Here is a 19,819-nt window from a genome sequence, read left to right as displayed (position 1 = left end):
TTAGCCCTGACCCCATGACCGTCGAGCGCCTTCGTCCGTTCTCCAGCACGATCTTCGCCGAGATGTCGGCGCTGGCCGTGGCTCACGATGCAGTGAACCTCGGCCAGGGTTTCCCCGACACCGACGGGCCCGCATCGATGTTGGCCGCCGCGAAGGACGCGATCTCGACCGGACACAACCAGTACCCGCCGGGCATCGGTGTCCCGGCGCTGCGCCACGCCGTCGCGCGGCACCAGCGTGAGCACTACGGTCTCGACTACGACGCCGACTCCGAGGTGCTCATCACCGTCGGCGCCACCGAGGCCATCGCGGGCGCGATCGTCGGGCTGGTCGAACCGGGGCGCGAAGTGGTGATGATCGAGCCGTACTACGACTCCTATGCCGCAACGGTTGCGATGGCAGGCGGGGTTCGACGCGTCGTCCCGCTCATCGCCGACGGCGACGGATTCCGGCTCGACCGCGAACGACTTGCCGACGCATTCGGACCGAAAACCTCTGTCGTGCTGGTCAATTCACCGCACAACCCCACCGGGACGGTGCTTTCCGACGATGACCTCGCCGAGATCGCGCGCCTGTGCATCGAGCACGACGTCGTGGCCGTCACCGACGAGGTGTACGAGCACCTTCTGTTCAACGGTCGCACGCACACCCCGCTGGCGACGCTACCCGGAATGCGCGAACGAACCCTGCGAATCTCCAGCGCCGCAAAGACATTCAACTGCACCGGCTGGAAGGTCGGCTGGATCAGCGGCCCGTCCGAACTGGTCGCGGCGGCACGCGCGGCCAAGCAGTTCATGACCTACGTCGGGTCGGGGCCGTTTCAGCCGGCGGTTGCTGTCGCCCTCGACAACGAGATGGAATGGGTGCGCAAGTCCGCGGCAGAACTCGAGGCCAAGCGCGATCTGCTCACCTCGGCGCTCGTCGACTCCGGGTTCGACGTACATCGCAGCGAGGCAACCTATTTCGTCTGCGCCGACCCGCGCCCACTCGGATACGACGACGGCGTCGAATTCTGCCGCACACTACCCGAGCGGATCGGTGTCGCCGCGGTGCCGGTCAGCGTCTTCGCCGACGACAAGGAGCCGTGGAAACACATGGTGCGCTTCGCATTCTCCAAACGCGACGACGTCATCGCCGAGGCCGCGCGGCGGCTGCGGACACTCTGACCGCCACCCCACTGACCGTCACCTACAGGCGCACGACCATCTTTCCGACGTTCGCGCCGCGCATCATGTCGAGGAAGGCGTCGATCGCGTGGTCGATGCCGTCGACGACGGTCTCGTCGAAGACCACATCGCCGGCCGCGAGCCACTCCGACATCTTGGCGGTGAACTCCGGCGCCTTGTCGAAGTGATGTCCGACGGTGAAACCGGTCAGCGTCAGTGCGCGGGTGATGATGTTGGACATGTTGTCCGGGCCGGGAACCCGCTCGGTCGAGTTGTAGCTGACGATCGCGCCGCAGAGCGCCGCGCGCCCGCCGTCGTTAAATGCGTCGAGGGCTGCCTCGAGGTGGTCGCCGCCGACGTTGTCGAAGTAGACGTCGATGCCGTCGGGAGCGGCTGCGCGCAACTGCTTGCGGATCGGGCCGTCCTTGTAGTTGACCGCGGCGTCGAATCCGTAACGGCCGGTGAGCAACTCGACCTTCTCGTCGCTACCCGCCGAGCCGATCACCGCCTTTGCGCCGAGCAATCGTGCGATCTGACCCGCGGCGGTCCCCACGGCACCCGCGGCGCCGGAGATGAACACGATGTCGCCTGGCTTCATCTTCGCGATCTCGGTCAAGCCGACGTATGCGGTCAGACCCGTCATGCCGAGCACGCCGAGATAGAGCGACGAGTCGAACGCCTTGTCGCCGTTGGCATCTGACGGCGGCTCCGGTAGCACGGTGAACGCCTTCGCCGGACCTTGTGCCACGTCGCGCCAACCGTACTGATGCAGCACCAACGCGCCGACCGGCACGTCATCGGAGCGAGATTCGACGACGCGCCCCACAGCGCCCCCGGTCATCGTCTCGTCGAGCCTGAAAGGCGGAACGTAGCTGCGAGTGTCGATCATCCGCCCGCGCATGTACGGGTCCACGGACATGAACTCGTTGGCCACGCGCACCTCTCCCGGCTCGAGATCGTCGAGAACGACTGTCACGGTGCGGAAATCGGACTGCTTCGGCCATCCGACCGGACGGGACACCAACTGGATCTGGGTACTGGTTGCGGTCATGTCTCCACTCTCCTCGGTGTGGGTGCGCAGTCAAGGCACATTCTGGTTCAGCGCATATTCTGGACTGTTCATTGCACTATAGGCATAGTAGAATGACCGTTGCAAAATCAGTGTGAGGAGGCAGCCGTGGGACGCACCGCAACGTTCGATTCGACCGAACTCATCGCTTCTGCCCGAGATCTGTTCTGGCAGAAGGGTTTCAGCGACGTCTCGGTTGCCGACGTCGAGTGCGCGTCAGGTGTCGGCCGCTCCAGCATCTATCACGCGTTCGGCAGCATGCGCGGACTGTTCGACGCCGCGGTCGACGACTACCTGACCACCATCGTCACACCGCTGCTGACCGAGCTGAACCGCGACGACGTGCACCCCGACGCCATCGGCTCGTACCTCTCGGACCTGCGCGACGCCATCACGGCAGCGTCGGCGGCCGACGCTGCGACGCCGTCGGGATGCCTCATACTCACCGCGTCGGCGACACCGATCGGCGCCGACGATGCGGTACACAGCGTCATCGAGAACTATCGGGCGATGTTGTCCGACGCGGTCCGACGCGGCATCGCGGCACACATGCCCGACGCGTCGTCGAGCATCGTCGACCATCACACACGACTCACCGTCGCCGCGATCATCGCTGCGCAGTGCCTGGCACGCATCAATCCCGACGAAGCGGCACGCACGCTCGACGCAGCGACCAGCGCACTCGGCACGTCTGCGTAGCGCGCGAGCTCACAGCGGTAGGCCCTGCTCCAGCAGGTCGATCGCCTCGAGAAGCGTCTCGAGGAATCTGCCGTCGCGCACGTCCTCGGTGCCGTTGGCGATGTGGAACATCATGCCGCCGACCGCCGCGATGAAGACGCGTAACCGTGGATTGTCGCGCTCCACGCCGAGATAGTCGGCGATGAAATCTGCTGCCTCCGAGATCGCGCGGTCGGATTCGATCTGATTGACCAGCAGCAGCGCGGGCTCGGACTGGATGAGCTTCATGCGAGCCGGGTCCGACGCCCAGTCGTCGGCCAACACCAACTCGACCAGTCCCCGCACCATCGCGCGGAGCAGATCGAATCGGCCGAGTCCCGGCGGGATTGCCTCGAGGACCGCCTACCACTCGTCGTCGAGGTCATCGCTGATGACCACCTGCTCCTTGGATTGGAAGTAACGGAAGAAGGTGGTGTGCGAGACGTCGGCCGCCTCGGCGATCTGCGCGACCGTCGTCTGGGCGTAGCCGTTGGCGTCGAAGAGTTCCATCGCCGCCGCCCGAATCGCCGCCCTGGTACGACGTTTGTGTTTCTCGCGCAACCCGATCGGCGGCACCGGGGCGGCGGGCGCATGCGAGACCGAGGCGGGCGCGGAAGCCATCGCTGCCGTACTCGTCGCCTCGGTCATCGCAGTGCTCTCCCTATCTACTCTTTTCCCGGTCCGCTCAACTCGACGCCGCGGCCACCTCGCGAGGTTCGTCGGTGCTCGCCTGCGGGATGCCGCGGTCGCGCACCTTCTCGCCCTCGATGTCGAGGTTGGGAACCAGCTTGTCCAGCCATCGTGGCAGACCCCATGCCCTATCGCCCAGCAATGTGATCACAGCGGGCACGACCATCATGCGAATGATAAAGGCGTCGAACAGGACCGCTGTTGCCAGCGAGAAGCCGAGCATCTTGGCCGTCGTGTCGGGCGAGAGCATGAACGCGGCGAACACGCTGATCATGATGATCGCCGCCGATGTGACGACACGCGCGCCGTGGCGGTAGCCGGCGATGATCGCATCCTTCGCACTCATCCCGTGGATGTACTCCTCACGTATTCGCGTCACCAGGAACACCTGGTAATCCATCGCGAGGCCGAACACCACGCCGATCAGGAAGATCGGGAGGAACGACAGGATCGGCTTGGTGTTGTCGATCAGACCGAACCAACCCTCTTGGAAGATCGCGACCGTCACACCGAACGTCGCCAACACCGAGAAGATGAAGCCGATCGTTCCGATCAGCGGGACCCAGATCGACCGGAACACCGCGATCATGATCAGGAATGCCAACCCGACCACCACGATCAGATATGGGATCAGCGCCTTGTCGAGTTTGGCGGAGAGGTCGGACATGATCGCCGTCTGGCCACCGACGTGCAGCTCTGCCCCTGCCCGCTGAGCCTCGGGGCTGAACGCGCGGATCTGCTCCATGAGGTCGTGCGTCGCCTGATCCGACGGCGCGCTCTCGGGCGTCACCGAGATCAGCGCGGCGGTTGCCCCGACGTTCGGCTGCGGTGTGCCGTTGCCCAGCCACGTCATCGTCGACGCGTTGGCGACGTCGGGCAGCGTCTTGATGTGCGCGACCGTCTCGCTGGCCGCCTTCTCGACCGTGCCGTTCTCCGAGTGCAGCACGACGAGCAGCGGGCCGTTGATGCCCTCACCGAAGCCGCGCTGCAGCAGTGCCTGCGCGGGAGCCTCGTCGTCGCTGGAGAGCGAGAGTCCCAGTTGCAGCTTGCCGACCGGGATCGCCGCGAGCACCAGCACCGCGAGACCCGCGACGATGAACGGGATCGGTCGTCGAACCACCATGCGGCCGAAGCGAACTCCGTTGGTGTCGGCGGTGTCGGATTCTTCTGCGTGCTTGATCCACGGGATGCGCGGGGTGAACGCGAAACGTCCGACGGCGCCGAGCAGCGCGGGGATCAGGGTGAGCGCGGCGATCACGGCCATGAACACCGCGACGGCGGCGCCCGCACCCATCTGGGTGATCAGCGGGATCCCGACCACCATCAGCGCGACGACAGCGATGATCACGGTCAAACCGGCGAAGACCACCGCGGAGCCTGCCGTACCCACCGCGCGACCCGCGGCGTCGGCCCTGTCTCCGCCGCGTTTCACCTCGCCGCGGTAGCGCGAGACGATGAACAGCGCGTAGTCGATCGACACGGCGATGCCGAGCATGGTGACGATCGCGGTCGCGGTCTCGTTGACTGTCATGACCTCGGCACTCAGCCGCAGCAGCATGATGGTGATCATCACGCCCATCAGTCCGGTGATCAGCGGGATGAACGCGGCGACCAGCGCCCCGAAGGCGACGATCATCACCACGAAGGCGACCGCGAAACCGATCAGCTCGGCCTTGCCGCCCGCCTCCATGACACTCATCAGCGAACCAGTGGCCTCGACCTGCAGCCCATTGCCCCGATGCTTCTCGAGGATGTCGGTCAACTGCTTCTTGTTCTCGACGGTGAGGTCGGTCAGCTCGATGTTCTGCCGCACCTGGATCAAACCGACCTTGCCGCCGTCACCGAGAACCGACGACGCGAGCTCGGGTTTGGCCGCGGCGACGGTGACCGGGTTCAGCACCGTTGCCTTGTCGGTGAGGTCGGGCAGGGTGTGCAGGTCGGCGACGAGTGCGTCGATCTGAGCGGAATGGGCGGCCAGCCCGTCGTCCGCGGCGACGAGGACGCTGGTCGACGCCTGCGATTGCTGCTTCATCGCCTCAGGGAAGTACTCCTCGACCTGCGAGGTCGCGGTCCCGGAGTCGGTTCCGGGGAGTTCGAAGTCTTTCGCGAACTTCGGAGTCAACGCACCCACGAGCCCGATGAGCAACGCGGCGATGACCACCCAGGCCCCGATCACCCACCACTTGTGGCGGAACGAGAACCGTCCCACCCGAAACAACAACGACGCCATCTGTGCACTCCCTCGAGAAGACTCCGACATTCCGGTAGCAACTAAGAAGTGTTAGTTGCTAACACTTGTGCTCCGGTATACAGATCGTTCCGGCCGATGTGCCACCTCCGAGCCGCGATTGTGAGCGACGTCCCACGCGAGCGCCTGCGACCGCCTTGCGAACACACGTTCGATATCGGTGTAGGCTGACGTCCATGAGCGCAGGAGTCCAGGGATCGATCTTCGACCTTGACGCCGAGTCGCCGCGGCTGCGCGATCTCGGATCGCACGTCGAGCGTCGAGTCCTGACCAACGGCGCGTGGGTCGATCTGCGGCCGGGATGGATAGCAGGCAGCACCGACCTCTTCGACGCTCTGCACGCCGACGTTCCGTGGCGGGCCGAACGTCGTCGGATGTACGACAGAGTTGTCGACGTCCCACGCCTCGTCTGCAATTACCACGCGAGTGACGAACTCCCCGACCCGTTACTCATCGACGCGCGGGCGGCCCTGACAGCGCATTACCGCGACGAGTTGCCCGAGGGCTTCGCGACCGCGGGCCTGTGCCTGTATCGCGACGGGTCGGATTCGGTTGCGTGGCACGGCGACCGGTTCGGGCGTGGCGCCACCCACGACACGATGGTCGCGATCGTCTCCCTCGGCTCACCGCGCCCGTTGGCACTGCGGCCGCGCGGCGGCGGAGCGTCATTGAAGTTCACGTTGTCGGCGGGCGATCTGTTGGTAATGGGCGGGAGTTGTCAACGCACCTGGGAGCACGCGGTGCCGAAGGTCCGCGGCGTCGGGGCGCGAATGAGCGTGCAGTTCCGCCCACCCGGCGTGTGGTGAGCGGGAGACTCCCAAAAGATTTTCGGAACCCAAAGATTTTTGGAACCTCTACCCCCTTGGGTGCGTCAGAGTCTGTGCCGTCGGTGCCAGCCGACGGGAACATCTGACTGTGACATCAGGGGGACCGACACGTGACAGCACCTCAACTGCCGCTCGATGGCATGGCGGATGTCATCGGAGAAGGTTTGGCCGAACTCCTCAACAGAGCGAGGAAGCCGGACCGCGAGGACAGCACCCCTGCTCCTGGGCCTGGCCCTAATCGATCAGACCCTGACCAATCCGCTTCTGCCCGAGCGCCTTTCGGAGTTCGACCCGAGGAGATCGAGCAGACCGCGAGTGCATGGCGACGTGAATCGAAGGTCGTGGCGGAGCTGAAACTCGACGCGCTGTCGGCGGTGTCCGGTGCGATGAGTGACGTGACGACGGCACTCCACTCGGCGTCAACCTCGGCGGTTCCGACGATCGCCTCGATCTCGGCTCGGCTTGCGACACTGGCCGATTCGCTCATGACGTTCAATGCCATGGCGATCGATCGCGACGATCGCGCAGCGGCATCCCTACGCAGCGTGCCGACCCGCTGATGAAACCGACCATCTCAGCGGTGCGCGGATGGAGTACCAACGCGATCTCGGCCGCAGGCGCGGCCGCACAGGCCGCAGCTCAGACGCTCGACACGTCCCTCGCGGCAGTCGAGCGATCACTGAACGACGCCGCCTCGTGGCGAGGCGCAACCCACGAGGCCGCGCAGATGCGGATCACCGAAGAACGCGACCACGCCTCCGAGGTACGTAACGTGCTGAACCAAATCGCCGACGAGGCCAAGGACGCCGCCACAGACATCGCCCATGCACGGGCGTATCTGATCCGCGAGGTCGACAACGCGATCGCCGACGGGTTCACCGTGTCCGACACCGGCGAGGTGACCCACGCCGATCCCGACGAGGACATGAACGCCTTCGTCCGCGAGAACCGGATCGCCATCGGCATCGACACCCTCACCGAATTCGACACCGACTATGGCCGTCGGATCGGCGAATTGGCATCCGACATCGCAGCCATGGTCAACGGACAGCCCGACGTCACGCTGCCCGGCGGCACCCGCGCCGACCCGGACCGGGTGGTCGCTGATCTGCGTAACCTACCCGCCGAACACCGACGCCAGTACCTGGAGTCAATGAGTCCCACCGACGTGCGTCGTCTGATCCAGGCCGATCCGAACGTCATGGGCAACCTCGACGGCGTGCCGTTCGACACCCGCGCCGATGCCAACGAGATCAACATCCGCACCGCACTGGCAGCGGAGATCGCAGCCGGACGTGGTGAGGGTCAACGCGCACAGATGCTGACCGAGTTCCTGCGACAGAAGAACGACCCCGCCTCCGCCGTCGACCGCGACAACGCAGGCGCCTACTTTGCCGACGACAATCAGACCGAGCGCAGATTCATCGCATTCGACAACACCGGCAACGGCCGTCACATCGAGATGATCGGTACCTTCGAGTCCACCACACGCAACGCTGCTGTGGTGGTTCCCGGAACGAACAGCAACATGAATGGCAGCCTGCGCAACAGCAACTCCGCATGGAACCTCGCGAAGGAAACCAACGGGCCGGTCTTCGTGTACATGAACGGTGAACTACCGCAGAAGATGGGTTACGAGGGTGCGCCCTCCGCCGCGCTCGACGCGCTGGAGGGCGGCCTGCGGGATGGCCTGCCGGGTGCGCGGGACGGCGCTCGGTCGGGGGCGGAGAAGTCCTTGGACGATTCGGCAGCCGACCCCGCCTTCGCTCGCAGGATGGCACCGGGACTCGTCGATTTCGGTCGTGAACTCGACGCCGAGATCGCCCGCCACGCCCCCGACGCGAAGACCACCTTCATCGGCCACTCCTACGGGGGTTCGGTCGTCGGATCGGCCGAACAATTGGGACTGCGCGCCGATCGGGTGATCTATGCGTCGTCGGCGGGCACCGGAGTGTTCGAGGGCGGGTGGGACAACGCCAACCCGCACGTCGAGCGGTTCTCGATGACCGCACCGGGCGACCTCATCCAGGGCATCCAATCGCTACCCGGCAATCCGCACGGCGCCGATCCCGACACCGCCCCTGGCGTGACGCGCATGGACTCGGGCTACTTCGGTGATGACGGACAGCATCCCCGGCGGCTCGTGGCAGGCACCGCAGGCCACGGCGACTACTGGGACGACCCGAACTCCGACGCCTTCAACAACATCGCGCGCGTCGTCGTCGGCGAGGAGCCGACCCCGTACGTCTATCGAGCACCAGACATTCCGATCGTCGGGGCACTGAAGCACCTGGCGGAAGCAGGCGTGATCGACGTGCCCGGCCTTCCCGACGTCCCGCTGCGCCTGCCGAAATGATGAGACCGCCGAAATGATGCGACTACCGAAATGACCTGCGCGCGTTTACTTGTCGGAGTGTTTGGACGAGCCCGTCGCCATCCGGATCGCGGGTCCGAGCAGTCCGGAGATCAACCCGCCGATCGACAACGGGGTCTGGCCGTCGAGGCCGATCGGGGCATACATCTCGGTGATCTCACTGCGCCCGCGCACCACTCGACGATCAACCGCCGTCCAGTTTTCGCTCTCGTCCTCCGACGCGTCGATCGCCTCGCCGCTGGCAAGAACCGGATACCGACCGCTGCGGGCCGCCTCCGACAGCCGGGCACACTCGTTGACCGGGTCGCCGATCACGGTGTACTCGTAGCGCCGTTCGGCACCGATGTTGCCGGCGAACACGGTTCCGTAGGAAACCCCGATCCCCCACCGGATCTCGAGCGCCTCGGTCAGGCCCCTGGCGAGGTCGCGCGCGGCGGCGAGTGCTGCCGCTGCGGGGTCGTCGAGTTCGACGGGGGCACCGAACACAGCGAGCGCCGCGTCGCCCTCGAATTTGTTGACGAAGCCGCCGTGTCTATCGACCACGTCGGCGACAACAGAGAAGAACGAGTTGAGGAGCGCCGCGGTATCTTCCGGCGCCCGATGCTCGGCCAGCGTGGTGGATCCGACGATGTCGACGAACAGCACCCCGACCTGGCAGTTCGATCCGTGCATACCTGCACCGTGTTCGATGGCGAGTTGCGCGACGGTGTCGCCGACGTGCCGCGCGAACAGTTCACGCATCCGCTCACGTTCGTCGAGGCCCTCCACCATCTCGTTGAAGCCGTGTTGCAGCACGCCGAGCTCCGACGAGTCGTACACGTCGACGTGGGTGGTGAGGTCGCCATCCTGGACCCGCTGCACGGCGTGCCGCAGTTCGGTGAGCGGATCGATGATGGCCTGCCCGACCAGCATGATCACGCGCACTCCCGCAGCGAGGCCGACTGCGGCCAGCACCACCGTCGTCCAATCGATCCGGCCGGCAGCCGGGGGCAACAGTCCCGATCCCCTCCCGAGGTTGATGATCAGCAATCCGCTCATCGGCACGAGGCAACTGATCGCCCACACCGCTGCCATACGGGCTCGCACGCCCTGCACCGCATGGGTCGCCGGGTGATCCTGCAGCGCAATGATCAGTAGCGGGCGGGCCGAGCGTTCGGCGAAGAGGTAGGTGAGGCATCCGATCGACAGACCGGCAAGCGCGAAGGCGACCGCGACGCCGAGCAGGTCGTCGGCGCTGAGCCTGTCCAACGACAGCAACACGTAGCTGAGCACGGCCAGTAGCCAGCCGACAATCGTGGCGGCAGCCTGCGCGAACGGGATTCGTTGGACGGATCGTCGACGCTCCCGATCGGCCTGCTCGCCGCTGATGAACCAGCGCAACTGCGGCACCATCACCGCGAAGACCAGCACCACATTGACCACGAGGCCAACACCGATCGTCGCGACGACGGCCGGAAAGTTCGGTGCGCCCAGCGTCGTGGCGAACGTCATCTGGCCACCGTTGTACGCGAGCTGGACCAGCAGGAACGTCTCGAGACCGACGAGCACGTTGCTGCCGACGATTGCCGAACCGGCGATCACGCTCGCGCGGCGGGCGAGCCGAATACGCTCCGCCCGGCCGATGCCACCCCATTCGCGCAACGTCGGAGGTCGCTCGACTCCCCACACGAATGTGGAGTATCGACGCCGCGCGCGAGACCACCTGTCATCGTGGTCGCGGGAGCGTTGCGGATGCACCGAGGCGCCTTTCTGCCTGTTGTGTCACATATGACAGTTCATTGTGACAGGCGAAATGCCGCGATCAGAACTCGATCGTGTGTGACGACGCAAGCCGAAACGCCAAAAAGGCCGGCGCCGCACCCGGGGGACTAACGGGAACGGCACCGGCCGTGGACTCGTACGTCATGTCGAGGTCATCGACTCATCGCACGAGTGGTCTCGAAGGGATCAGGCCTGCGCCTTGAGCGCCTCGATCTCGAGGTTGATGGTGACCTTGTCACCGACGACGACGCCGCCACCCTCGAGGGGCATCTCGATGTCGATGCCGAAGTCCTTGCGGTTGATCACGGTGGTTGCCTCGAAGCCGGCAACAGCGCCCTGGCCCATGCCCGCGTTCGATCCGTTGAACTCGAGTGCGAGGTCGACCGACTTGGTCACGCCGTGCAGGGTGAAGTCGCCGGTGAGCACGAAGTTGTCACCGTCGGGGCGCACGCTGGTCGAGACGAAGGTCGCCTTGGGGAACTGGTCGGCGTCGAAGAAGTCGGCCGACTTGATGTGGCCGTCACGCTGCGGGTTTCCGGTGGTGATGGTCGTGACGTCGATCTCGGCCTGCACCGAAGGGGTGCCGTCCTCGGCGACGGTGATGGTTCCGCTGAACGACTCGAACTTGCCGCGAACCTTGCTCACCATCAGGTGCTTCACGACGAAGCCGACGGTCGAGTGGGTGGGATCGATGTTCCAGACGCCGGCCTCGATGGGGGCCTTGACGGTGCTTGTGGTCATGGTGAAACTCCTCGGCTTCTTGTCGTTTCGGGTTGTGGTCCGTGGACCGTCTTCTCGGCCCATCGCTCATTCTAAACGGACCGCGGTCCGATTTCATTCCACCGGGGCAAAGTTTTTATTTCCAGGCGAATACTGGCTGCTCAAAGCCATCGACGCGGGTATCGCGACCTCGCAGGACGACCTCGACGAACTGATAGATCACCGCTGCTGTCGGTGCGTGGAGCAACGCGGAGTGACCGCTCGGCGAGTAGTCGTCGGGGTCGCGGCGCAGCCCTGGGATGCGGAGTTGGATGACCGGACGCGGCGATTCGGGGATCGCGATGAACCGTGGTTCGTCGAGTAGGTCGTCGAGAGGCACGAAGAACAGTTCCGACACCTCGTCGGGGCTCGGCGTCGGAGGCGGCGCGTCGTCCGGCGCCCAGCAGACGACGGGCGTCATGACGAAGCCCGATCGCGTCGGATAGTCGTCGAGCAGTCCGAGTACGTCGTCGGTGTCGAGCGCTACCCCGAGTTCCTCGTGCAGTTCCCGCAGCGCGGCGTCGACGATCCCCTCTCCCGGGTCGAGGCGTCCGCCGGGAAGTGCGAACTGTGCGGCATGGCGACGCATGGTCAGCGGACGGCGCAGAACCCAGATTCCCTGTCGGTCGGCTTGATTCGAGATCACGATGGCGACGGCGGCGGGCCTGGCATCAGGATCGTCGACGACGCGACGTTCAAGTGCTGCGATGCGATCGGTGGCGATCGTGCGATCGATGGATGTCACACATTCAGTTCACCACGGTCGAAGAATCGCTAACCGATGTGCCTGCACACACACTGGCGGCGCACGCGTGATCTGCATCGGCGCACCTTTTCTCCACCACGACGATCGGCCACCATTGACGCACTTGCGAATCGAAAACTTCTCCCAGACAAGGCAGATCATGTCCGCGATCGTTGTCACCCTCATCGTCCTGGTTCTTCTCGCCGCGCTGAGCAACCGACCGGGGTTGAACTTTTATGCGCGCAGCATGGGCGGTTCGGGGCGCTAGACGCGTAGCTGTCCGTGCTCGTGGTTCGCGCTCGCACGCGCGACTGCCGCCCGCAGGTGATAGTCGATGATCGCCAGCGCGAACAGACCGAGCGCCAGGTTGTAGAGCGCTCCGAAGCCGTCGAGCGCGAAGTCGACGAGGGCGTTGGCCATAGTGAAGACGAGCGCCGCCATCCGTAGCGCGCGTAGCGGCCAGACGCGGTCGGTGTGGCGGCGACCGATCATCGCCGACGCCGAGCACGCGAGCGTCACCACGCCGCTCACGAAGAGAATCCATGCTGCGGTGGGGTCGCGACTGAGTTCGAGATAGATCCCGTAGTCACGGTGATTCACGTACAACCCGAGTGCACCCACGATCACCGTCAGCGCGGAACTGACGACCAGCAGCCAGCCGATCAGTGTCACCCACCAGCGTCGTCGGAAGAAGTTCGGGATCAACGCGAGCGCACGGGCACGCACCCGGGTCAACCGGTCCGGGGTGTCGACACTCGCGTCGAGCAGACCGCGAATGTGCGTCACGAGTGCAGGATCGGCGTCGCGCGCCTCGGCGAAGTCGAGGAGGTCGGCGGCCTGGCGGCGTCGACTCTCCGGAAGTCCGTGCGCCACACCGTCGGCCGCGATCACCGCTGCGTTCGCGATCGCCTCGGGCACCGATGGTCGCTTGAGATCGCGGACGAACCGACTGATCAGCAAGATCAGCACCACCAGCAGGTACATGATCTCGGCCGACGGACCGTAGAAGTAGTCATTGTCCTTGGTGACGAACTTGCCCACTTCGTCGAGGAACAGACCGAATCCGATACCACCCATCACCACCGCGACGACGCGAGGCGTCGAACCGAGCAGGAGCCAACCGAAGACCAGCGCGAGCATCATGAGCGCCCCGCCCCACAGTGCGTGGGCGATGTGCAGCGTGCCGTTTCCGATCTGCGGGTAGCCGGTCAGACGCAGGTAGGCACGCGTCACGAGAATCGTGCCGATCGCGAAGATGAGGAACCACTGCACCGCCGCGGTTCCGTAGACGCTGCGCACCAGGACGGTTGTTTGCCGAGCCGACATGAGGCGATTGTTGCGCGTGACGGTGCAGCGTGAGTTCCAAATCGGACAGGGTCACTAGAATGGCGTGATGTCTGACCTCGGCCGTTGGGAGCTTGAGCCGTTCACGTACGACGACGTCGGCGCGACCCGCGGCACGCCTCCGGCGAGTGCCCACGTCGTACGGGCCGAGCGCCTCGTTGGTCACGGCGAGTCCGACTTCCACACGATCAGCGACGCGGTTCTCCGGTACGGCATGCAGCGAGGTGCCGGGCTGCAGGTTCACGCGAGTACGACGTCGGCGCAGGTCGACACCATCATCGTCCTCACCGCGTGGTTTCTCGGGCCGGTTCGCATTCCATGTCGGGTGGTCTACGTCGTCGACGAGCCAGATCGTGCCGGGTTCGCCTACGGCACACTTCCCGGGCATCCGGAGAGTGGCGAGGAATTGTTCGCGGTCGAGCTACGAACCGATGGCTCGGTGGTCGCGACGATCTACGCCTTCTCTCGCCCTGCCCGCTGGTACACCCGCCTCGGCGGTCCCGTCGCGCGTCTCGCTCAGCGGCTGATGACCCGGCGATACTTGGCCGCGATGGCGCGACTCGGGGGCGGCTTGCGGGGATGAGCGCGAGCGAAATTCTGTAGCCCCAAGTCATTCCCGCCCGTAGCGTCACGGCGATGCGCCTCTACGTCGATGACTTACGCGACCCGCCCGACGACACCTGGACCGTTGCCCGATCGAGCGCCGAAGCCTTGGCGATCTTGCGGAGCGAGGCGGTCGTAGAAGAGCTGTCCTTGGATCACGACCTCGGCGGCGACGACACGACGCGGCCGATCGCCCTCTACCTGTCCGAGCACGACCAATGGCCTCCGATCGTGCGCGTGCACAGCTCGAACCCCGTCGGAGTGGAATGGCTTGTCGGAATGGCGGAGCGCTACGGGCCTGGGGTCACCCGCTGAATCGGCCCCAGCGACCGGAAGCATTGGGCAGCCGTCACCGAAAGCAAAAGACCATCCGGCAAGCCGGATGGTCTTTTTCGAGTAGCTAACTGGTGGCCAGAGTCGGGATCGAACCGACGACCTTCCACTTTTCAGATGGTTGATCATCTGAGCTAGAACGGTTTTCGCACGTCATAGGTGTTCTTACGCGTCGTACGAGACGGGTGAGAACTGTCTCGTTTCACTGGTTGGCCGACCTTTGGCCGACCCAGATTGATGGATAGCTCCCGAAATAGGAGCCCCCGCGCCAGCGGTAACTGGCCGGGGGTACGGGAGCCGAGATGCGGTCGATTCCGACTACCAGTGTATCTGCGCACGAGCCACGGAAGAACAATTCCAGTGGCAACCGATCCCCGGAGGGGTCGGGCGGCAGCGCAGGTTGTTTTGAGCCCGCCCTTCCTGGCATGGAGTTGGCCGGAGCGGGAGCCGGTGGAGGCCGGACGGCGGGAACGCAGGACCGGAGCCGGGAGGCCGGGAGCGGGAGCGCGGACGGTGGGGTGCCCGGAGGGTGGGGCCCCGACGGCCGCGCGGGAGCGGGAGGCCGGGAGGGGCAGGGCCGTAGTGGGAGCCGGGAGGCCGGAAGCGGCGGGAGCGCAGGCAATCGGAGCGTTCAGCGCAATGGCCGGGTGGACCTGGGTACTAAACGCGGACAACGTTTCCGCGGATCGGATCGCAACCACAACGGCAACGCGCGGAGTCGACGTCGGGCTCGTGCGGAGGCACGCGACGAGCGAGGTAAGGGGCGTGCGACAGCCCGCCGGATCACGACTCTGGACCGGGTGCGCAAATGCGGTACTCCGTTTCCGCATGGTGCGGCGTTCAAAGTGGGTTCGGCTGGGAATGTCTCTGTTGCGGGGTTATCGACGTGCGGCAGCGTGTGGGCGTGTCCGGTGTGCGCGCACAGGATTGCGGTGAAGCGCGCGATGGATCTCGGTCGCGGGATTGCGCGCTGGGTGTCTGCGGGGAACTCGGTCGTGATGGTGACTTTCACCGTTCGGCATGACCGGGACGACGCCCTGGAGGATGTCTGGAACGCGTTGATGACGGCGCAGCGACGAGTGGTGAGTGGTCGCGCATGGAAGAGGGATCAGGCGGACTTCGCTATCGCCGGATACCACAGGACCACGGAGTGCACACTGTCCTGGGAGAATGGTTGGCACGTGCACTTTCACGTCCTGTACTTCATTGAGCAGCGACTGCTCACGGCGATTGAGCGTGCCTCGCTGAAAGTTCGGCTGTTTGAGCGCTGGACGGCCGGTCTTCGTCGAGCTGGATTCGATGCGGGTTGGGAGCACGGCATTGATGTGCGCGCAATGAAGTTGGAGAACCTCGCCGCCCACGAAGGCGACATCGAGAAGGCCATGCTCGAAAATCCAAGTCTTGCAGACTATCTCGCCAAGAGTGGAGCGCGATCGGCAGCGCAGTTGGCCGATGGTCGGCGTCTCGCGTTGGAGGCGTTGGCTCATACGGGCAAGACGTCGCAAGGCGGCTACACGCCGTTCGCGCTCCTCGGGATGGTTCGTGAGCTGGAAGACATGATGAGTATGAACGCGAAGCTAGGTGTGGCGAGCAGCGCGAAGCTACGCAAGATGTGGGGCTGGGCCAAGGCTCATTGGGAGGAATGGGAGACGTTTAGCCTGAACCGGCGTCAGGTGACGATGAGTCGCGAGGACAAACGTACGGGCAAGAAGGGCCTAGTCAAGCTGTTGAAGCTGAAGGATGCGGATGTCGACGACGACGTTTTGGCTCAGGATGCCTCAGTCGACGATGCTGAGGTCGTTGCAGTCATGCCCGCGGAGTCGGTGCGAAAGCTGATCAGCGGCGGGAAGTGCGTAGAGAGTCTGGGTGCTGTGCTCGAAGCTCAGGGGATGTCGGCACTGCAGCTGACGTGCACAACGCTCGGCGTGGAGTTGTTGACCGACGACGCCGCTCTCGGACTTTGGGAGTTCGAGGAGCAGAGGATGCGGTACCTGGAGCGAAAGCCTTGAACAATCAATAGGCGGACTAACGGGCCACAGCTCAGATGGCTAGAGGAACCCGACTGCCGTCGGATCGTTTGACGGTCACCTCCAGTTCACCGCCGGTGGCTTCGACATATTTGCGGAGAGTCGCGATCCGCGCGGCGGCGATTTGCCCGTGCTCCATCTGCGAGACGTGCTTTTTTCCCACACCGATGAGCTTCGCCAGGGCGGTCTGTGTGTAACCTGCGTCCTTTCGCAGTTCACGGAGTCGGCACTCTGCGGCCTCTGGTTCCATGGCCTCGCGGTAGCCATCGACCTCGGCGCGGTCTGCGGTCAAGGACTTGGCCGGGCGATCGTTAGGTGCGGTAGCGTCTCTCTTCTTCGGCTTAGGAGTGCGCGGCTTCTCGTCACTCGCTGGAGCCGGTCTCCGAGCCTCACACGGCGGCATCAGACGCTCCAGATTGCCGCCCGTCAACCCGCTGGTGACACTGACGTACGTTACCCACGGCATATCTGCCTTGCGATCCGTCTTCGCCAACGCCGCCTCGACCTGCTCTTGAAGGAGGGCGGTCACCTGGTGAGAGACCGCCCTACTCGCGGCCACCCGGCGTGAAGCTTCAGCGAGCTTACTCACATCGTCATCGCCAGACGGTCGCTCGGTGTCCATATCCCCTTGCATCGGCACAGGTTACCAGTTGAAACTGGTACTACAAACGATCAGACCAATCCAACTCCGAGTTCAAGGAATGAACGCAACTTGGCTGAATTCGGCGTTAAGGCCCTCACGAATTAATCAACGTTACTTTGCACCGTCGTAGTTTTTAAATCTCGCCAGGAGCTCGTCGGCCGCGGAGGCAACGCTCTCTGACTTCTGCAGACCACCACGCCAGTCAGCATTCTTGATGTAATGTTTGATTTCGGGCAAGCGGTCGGAAATATATTCGAGAAGTTCTTCCTCAGAAAAGCTCTTCCAGCGATCTGGATCTGACATCGTGTTACGCCACTCCGTTCGACTTGCGATCGACCCATGACTCGCGGTGGGCCGATCCATGAACCTCGTCATCAACATGGGTTTCTCGCGGACGCACGCCCACTGTGGGTCCACGATATCGTCTTGTGTGACCCGGCCTGACCTTATCTGCACTCGATTTTCAACCTTGACGGACTAGGGGCGTGCGCATCGCTGGCGGTGACTGAGTCGCAAGAGGATTAGCTGGCGAATCAGCCACCCTCCCGCGACCAGCATGACGTGAACTCAAGGTTGTAGTGCCTGTCATCGCTGTGGTGCGAATATCTACCCGGTAGTGAATCCGAGTTCGGAGCTAATTGGTGCTGCCGCCAGGATCTGTGCGGCGATCTGATCGGTTTGCTCCACCGAGAGTTCGGGAACGTCATCGAAGTCAGTGCCACCGCCGGGCAGAGTGCCGGCGATGTGAAAGTGGAGGTGTGGAATCGCTTGGTGGGCTGCCGTGCCATTGTTCTGCCAAACCGCGATTCCCGGACGCTCGAACGCAGCATCGATTGCCGCGGCCGCCCAAGCAAGGGTGTCCATCATCGCGTGGCGTTCGTCAGGTTCAGACTCAAGCAGAGTCGGGTAGTGGCGCACCGGAAGTACGAGCAGGTGCCCGATGCCGCGCTGCTCTCTTGTGACAAGCACGGCAATCAGGTTGTTGCGGCATAGGATGGTGAATGGCCTTGCCCCACTGAGGTAGTCACAGAACGCGCAGGGTTTCTGATCTGGGATGTCGAGACTGCTGTCGGTGTCGTTCATCCGGCGACCAACGAGCGTAGGAACGCCTGAAACTCGGTACGGTCGATCTTGCCGATCTCATTGGGATGTACGACGATACGCAACTCTTTGGAGAATCGCGACCGACGAGTGCGAAGCAGGAAAGAGAAGGCAATGAGTCTGACAGCAACTTCTGCCGTGAGTTCGGGTATTCGGGACTGGCCTTGACCGAGCAGCGGCACGCAGATCGGTTCGCCGTTTCCGCAGCGGTCGGCAGCGTCCCACACGCTGTCGAGGCTGTCCAGAATTCCCCGGATCGTCCCCTTGGCTCGGTTGTGTTCGTCCATGGTTGTGTAGGCAACACAGTAGTAGTGCGATGTACCCTGGCCCCGAAGGACCGCGACGGTGCCGACCGGATAGACGTCCTTCTTGCCCGGCTTCGTAATCGTTCCAACGGTCGCTGTCCCTGCCAGCGCAGATGCTAGCTCGGCATCGAGTCGCGATTGCGAATCGCCGTAGATCACCCGAAGCATGTTGCCCTGGACACTCCCCCTATCGATGATGCCCGGTTCGGTGTCGAAAGTTGTGGTCATCCCGATCAGCGATGACTCCTTCTGGTCGAACAAGTCGCCCGTGATAAGCCTGATGACGATGTTCTCTGCAGGAAACCGCTGCTCGGGGTCCTTCTGCCGCAGGAAGATCAGCGCCCACGCGGCGGCGATCGCTCCGGCAACGATAAGAAGCCACCATTGGCCCTTGATCAGATCTGGAGCGAAAAGAGCGACCGCCCCGGCCAGAACAGCCAACGCGCCCAATGCTTCGAGGAATCGCCGGGCCAGTCCTTCGGCGTACCGTCTCACCGACCGTTTGTATCGCACTAGTTATTCAATCCCAGGCTCTCGTATACCGACTCTTTGTAGTGATAGGAGCCGGTCTTGTCCGAACTGGCGAAGTCGGGAACATAGTGGTCCAGTGCATATTTAATGATTGTGGGGCCGAACGAGACCGACATCGTGAAGTAGTCGTTCGCGGAGAACGGGGCAGGAATGTTGCCGCTGACACCTACTCGGGATCCGTTCAGGTTCGCAACGACCACGGGCAGGTTCAGAGCGAGGATCGCTCCCACTTCATAGGCAAGAAATGACGTCCCGTTCCCGCCTTTACGCCGGGCGTCTGAGCTTCCGAGTAGCACGACTTGTTTTGTGTTATTCAACCGCTCACGCAGGCGGCGCTTGATGGTGTCAGGCGTGCTGGTGTCACGCGCAGTGTAGATGTCGTGTGCATTGACGAAGTCGAAATCAATTGACTTGTTTTCCCTCCAAGCCGTCATCAATCGGTAATAGTGGATGTCTTCACTTGCGAAGGCCACATAAGTCTTGTTGCGGTAGCTCATCTTTAGGCTCCTTTGTGGGGTTCCATTGAGGGCGGTAACGACTCGACTGCACTCACCGATGCCAGCGGACCCGCCGCAC

The 19,819-nt window shown here is 63.9% G+C and carries 19 protein-coding genes and 1 pseudogene; 8 read left to right on the top strand and 12 right to left on the bottom strand.

What is annotated here, in order from left to right; all coding sequences use genetic code 11:
* The first annotated feature begins 14 nt into the window (after window positions 1-14).
* Entirely contained in the window at window positions 15-1,166 is a 1,152-nt protein-coding gene (locus RND64_RS04760) for a pyridoxal phosphate-dependent aminotransferase (protein ID WP_270483362.1), read from the top strand.
* A 22-nt stretch (window positions 1,167-1,188) separates the two neighbouring features.
* On the opposite strand, the gene RND64_RS04755 is transcribed toward RND64_RS04760, so the two are convergent.
* Entirely contained in the window at window positions 1,189-2,217 is a 1,029-nt protein-coding gene (locus RND64_RS04755) for an NADP-dependent oxidoreductase (protein WP_270483363.1), read from the bottom strand.
* A 126-nt stretch (window positions 2,218-2,343) separates the two neighbouring features.
* Here RND64_RS04755 and RND64_RS04750 point away from each other — a divergent pair, with 126 nt between their 5' ends.
* Window positions 2,344-2,934, top strand: coding sequence for a TetR/AcrR family transcriptional regulator (locus tag RND64_RS04750; protein ID WP_270483364.1), 591 nt, complete (start codon window positions 2,344-2,346; stop codon window positions 2,932-2,934).
* Between the two features lie 9 nt (window positions 2,935-2,943).
* On the opposite strand, the pseudogene RND64_RS04745 reads toward RND64_RS04750, so the two are convergent.
* Window positions 2,944-3,600, bottom strand: a pseudogene (locus RND64_RS04745) (TetR family transcriptional regulator).
* 37 nt (window positions 3,601-3,637) lie between these two features.
* The gene (locus tag RND64_RS04740; protein ID WP_270483365.1) at window positions 3,638-5,872 is read right to left on the bottom strand and encodes an MMPL family transporter; all 2,235 of its coding nucleotides are present in this window, start codon (window positions 5,870-5,872) and stop codon (window positions 3,638-3,640) included.
* A 194-nt stretch (window positions 5,873-6,066) separates the two neighbouring features.
* Here RND64_RS04740 and RND64_RS04735 point away from each other — a divergent pair, with 194 nt between their 5' ends.
* The 3 genes from RND64_RS04735 to RND64_RS04725 all read left to right on the top strand — a co-directional run bounded on the left by RND64_RS04735 (window position 6,067) and on the right by RND64_RS04725 (window position 9,073).
* Complete coding sequence (locus tag RND64_RS04735; RefSeq protein WP_270483366.1) at window positions 6,067-6,696, top strand: alpha-ketoglutarate-dependent dioxygenase AlkB; 630 nt, start codon at window positions 6,067-6,069, stop codon at window positions 6,694-6,696.
* 362 nt (window positions 6,697-7,058) lie between these two features.
* Window positions 7,059-7,277, top strand: a complete 219-nt coding sequence (locus tag RND64_RS04730) for a hypothetical protein (protein WP_270483367.1) — start codon at window positions 7,059-7,061, stop codon at window positions 7,275-7,277.
* The gene (locus RND64_RS04725) at window positions 7,277-9,073 is read left to right on the top strand and encodes an alpha/beta hydrolase (RefSeq protein ID WP_270483368.1); all 1,797 of its coding nucleotides are present in this window, start codon (window positions 7,277-7,279) and stop codon (window positions 9,071-9,073) included. The genes RND64_RS04730 and RND64_RS04725 overlap by 1 nt, the downstream gene beginning before the upstream one ends.
* A 45-nt stretch (window positions 9,074-9,118) precedes the next feature.
* Here RND64_RS04725 and RND64_RS04720 read toward each other — a convergent pair whose 3' ends face one another.
* From RND64_RS04720 to RND64_RS04705, 4 genes are all read right to left on the bottom strand, one after another.
* Entirely contained in the window at window positions 9,119-10,828 is a 1,710-nt protein-coding gene (locus RND64_RS04720) for an adenylate/guanylate cyclase domain-containing protein (RefSeq protein WP_270483369.1), read from the bottom strand.
* Between the two features lie 210 nt (window positions 10,829-11,038).
* Entirely contained in the window at window positions 11,039-11,593 is a 555-nt protein-coding gene (locus tag RND64_RS04715) for a YceI family protein (RefSeq protein ID WP_270483370.1), read from the bottom strand.
* A gap of 115 nt (window positions 11,594-11,708) precedes the next feature.
* The gene (locus tag RND64_RS04710; protein WP_270483371.1) at window positions 11,709-12,356 is read right to left on the bottom strand and encodes an NUDIX hydrolase; all 648 of its coding nucleotides are present in this window, start codon (window positions 12,354-12,356) and stop codon (window positions 11,709-11,711) included.
* A 264-nt stretch (window positions 12,357-12,620) separates the two neighbouring features.
* Window positions 12,621-13,682, bottom strand: coding sequence for a hypothetical protein (locus tag RND64_RS04705; RefSeq protein WP_270483372.1), 1,062 nt, complete (start codon window positions 13,680-13,682; stop codon window positions 12,621-12,623).
* A gap of 67 nt (window positions 13,683-13,749) precedes the next feature.
* On the opposite strand from RND64_RS04705, the gene RND64_RS04700 reads away from it, so the two are divergent.
* From RND64_RS04700 to RND64_RS04690, 3 genes are all read left to right on the top strand, one after another.
* Window positions 13,750-14,283: a DUF1990 family protein gene (locus tag RND64_RS04700; protein WP_270483373.1), complete on the top strand. Its 534-nt coding sequence runs from the start codon at window positions 13,750-13,752 to the stop codon at window positions 14,281-14,283.
* 53 nt (window positions 14,284-14,336) lie between these two features.
* Window positions 14,337-14,618 (top strand): cyclic-phosphate processing receiver domain-containing protein, encoded by a 282-nt coding sequence (locus RND64_RS04695; protein WP_049697786.1) that lies wholly within the window; start codon window positions 14,337-14,339, stop codon window positions 14,616-14,618.
* Between the two features lie 320 nt (window positions 14,619-14,938).
* Window positions 14,939-16,645 (top strand): protein rep, encoded by a 1,707-nt coding sequence (locus RND64_RS04690; RefSeq protein WP_005174213.1) that lies wholly within the window; start codon window positions 14,939-14,941, stop codon window positions 16,643-16,645.
* A 31-nt stretch (window positions 16,646-16,676) separates the two neighbouring features.
* On the opposite strand, the gene RND64_RS04685 is transcribed toward RND64_RS04690, so the two are convergent.
* The 5 genes from RND64_RS04685 to RND64_RS04665 form a co-directional block, all read right to left on the bottom strand.
* The gene (locus RND64_RS04685; RefSeq protein ID WP_231895604.1) at window positions 16,677-17,192 is read right to left on the bottom strand and encodes a helix-turn-helix domain-containing protein; all 516 of its coding nucleotides are present in this window, start codon (window positions 17,190-17,192) and stop codon (window positions 16,677-16,679) included.
* A 225-nt stretch (window positions 17,193-17,417) separates the two neighbouring features.
* The gene (locus RND64_RS04680) at window positions 17,418-17,609 is read right to left on the bottom strand and encodes a hypothetical protein (protein WP_156525565.1); all 192 of its coding nucleotides are present in this window, start codon (window positions 17,607-17,609) and stop codon (window positions 17,418-17,420) included.
* A gap of 303 nt (window positions 17,610-17,912) precedes the next feature.
* Window positions 17,913-18,389: an HIT family protein gene (locus RND64_RS04675; RefSeq protein ID WP_005174206.1), complete on the bottom strand. Its 477-nt coding sequence runs from the start codon at window positions 18,387-18,389 to the stop codon at window positions 17,913-17,915.
* Window positions 18,386-19,207: a macro domain-containing protein gene (locus RND64_RS04670; RefSeq protein ID WP_217999514.1), complete on the bottom strand. Its 822-nt coding sequence runs from the start codon at window positions 19,205-19,207 to the stop codon at window positions 18,386-18,388. The genes RND64_RS04675 and RND64_RS04670 overlap by 4 nt, the downstream gene beginning before the upstream one ends.
* Window positions 19,208-19,224: 17 nt before the next feature.
* Window positions 19,225-19,740 carry a TIR domain-containing protein gene (locus tag RND64_RS04665; RefSeq protein WP_005174202.1) on the bottom strand — a complete coding sequence of 172 codons (516 nt, stop codon included), beginning with the start codon at window positions 19,738-19,740 and terminating at the stop codon, window positions 19,225-19,227.
* Window positions 19,741-19,819 lie beyond the last annotated feature (79 nt).

Origin of the sequence: Gordonia sp. w5E2 (genome assembly GCF_036540975.1) — a bacterium.
Taxonomy (GTDB): domain Bacteria; phylum Actinomycetota; class Actinomycetes; order Mycobacteriales; family Mycobacteriaceae; genus Gordonia; species Gordonia jacobaea.
Note: the sequence above shows the minus strand (reverse complement) of the source record. Positions and strands in the feature narration are given on the sequence as shown.

Bases quoted from the DNA above. Each gene is read 5' to 3' on its own strand.
- RND64_RS04715 (WP_270483370.1), bottom strand. From the start codon at position 11,593: ATGACCACAAGCACCGTCAAGGCCCCCATCGAGGCCGGCGTCTGGAAC.
- RND64_RS04735 (WP_270483366.1), top strand. From the start codon at position 6,067: ATGAGCGCAGGAGTCCAGGGATCGATCTTCGACCTTGACGCCGAGTCG.
- RND64_RS04725 (WP_270483368.1), top strand. From the start codon at position 7,277: ATGAAACCGACCATCTCAGCGGTGCGCGGATGGAGTACCAACGCGATC.
- RND64_RS04705 (WP_270483372.1), bottom strand. From the start codon at position 13,682: ATGTCGGCTCGGCAAACAACCGTCCTGGTGCGCAGCGTCTACGGAACC.
- RND64_RS04690 (WP_005174213.1), top strand. From the start codon at position 14,939: ATGCGGTCGATTCCGACTACCAGTGTATCTGCGCACGAGCCACGGAAG.
- RND64_RS04700 (WP_270483373.1), top strand. From the start codon at position 13,750: ATGTCTGACCTCGGCCGTTGGGAGCTTGAGCCGTTCACGTACGACGAC.
- RND64_RS04755 (WP_270483363.1), bottom strand. From the start codon at position 2,217: ATGACCGCAACCAGTACCCAGATCCAGTTGGTGTCCCGTCCGGTCGGA.
- RND64_RS04665 (WP_005174202.1), bottom strand. From the start codon at position 19,740: ATGAGCTACCGCAACAAGACTTATGTGGCCTTCGCAAGTGAAGACATC.
- RND64_RS04760 (WP_270483362.1), top strand. From the start codon at position 15: ATGACCGTCGAGCGCCTTCGTCCGTTCTCCAGCACGATCTTCGCCGAG.
- RND64_RS04680 (WP_156525565.1), bottom strand. From the start codon at position 17,609: ATGTCAGATCCAGATCGCTGGAAGAGCTTTTCTGAGGAAGAACTTCTC.
- RND64_RS04740 (WP_270483365.1), bottom strand. From the start codon at position 5,872: ATGGCGTCGTTGTTGTTTCGGGTGGGACGGTTCTCGTTCCGCCACAAG.
- RND64_RS04675 (WP_005174206.1), bottom strand. From the start codon at position 18,389: ATGAACGACACCGACAGCAGTCTCGACATCCCAGATCAGAAACCCTGC.
- RND64_RS04695 (WP_049697786.1), top strand. From the start codon at position 14,337: ATGCGCCTCTACGTCGATGACTTACGCGACCCGCCCGACGACACCTGG.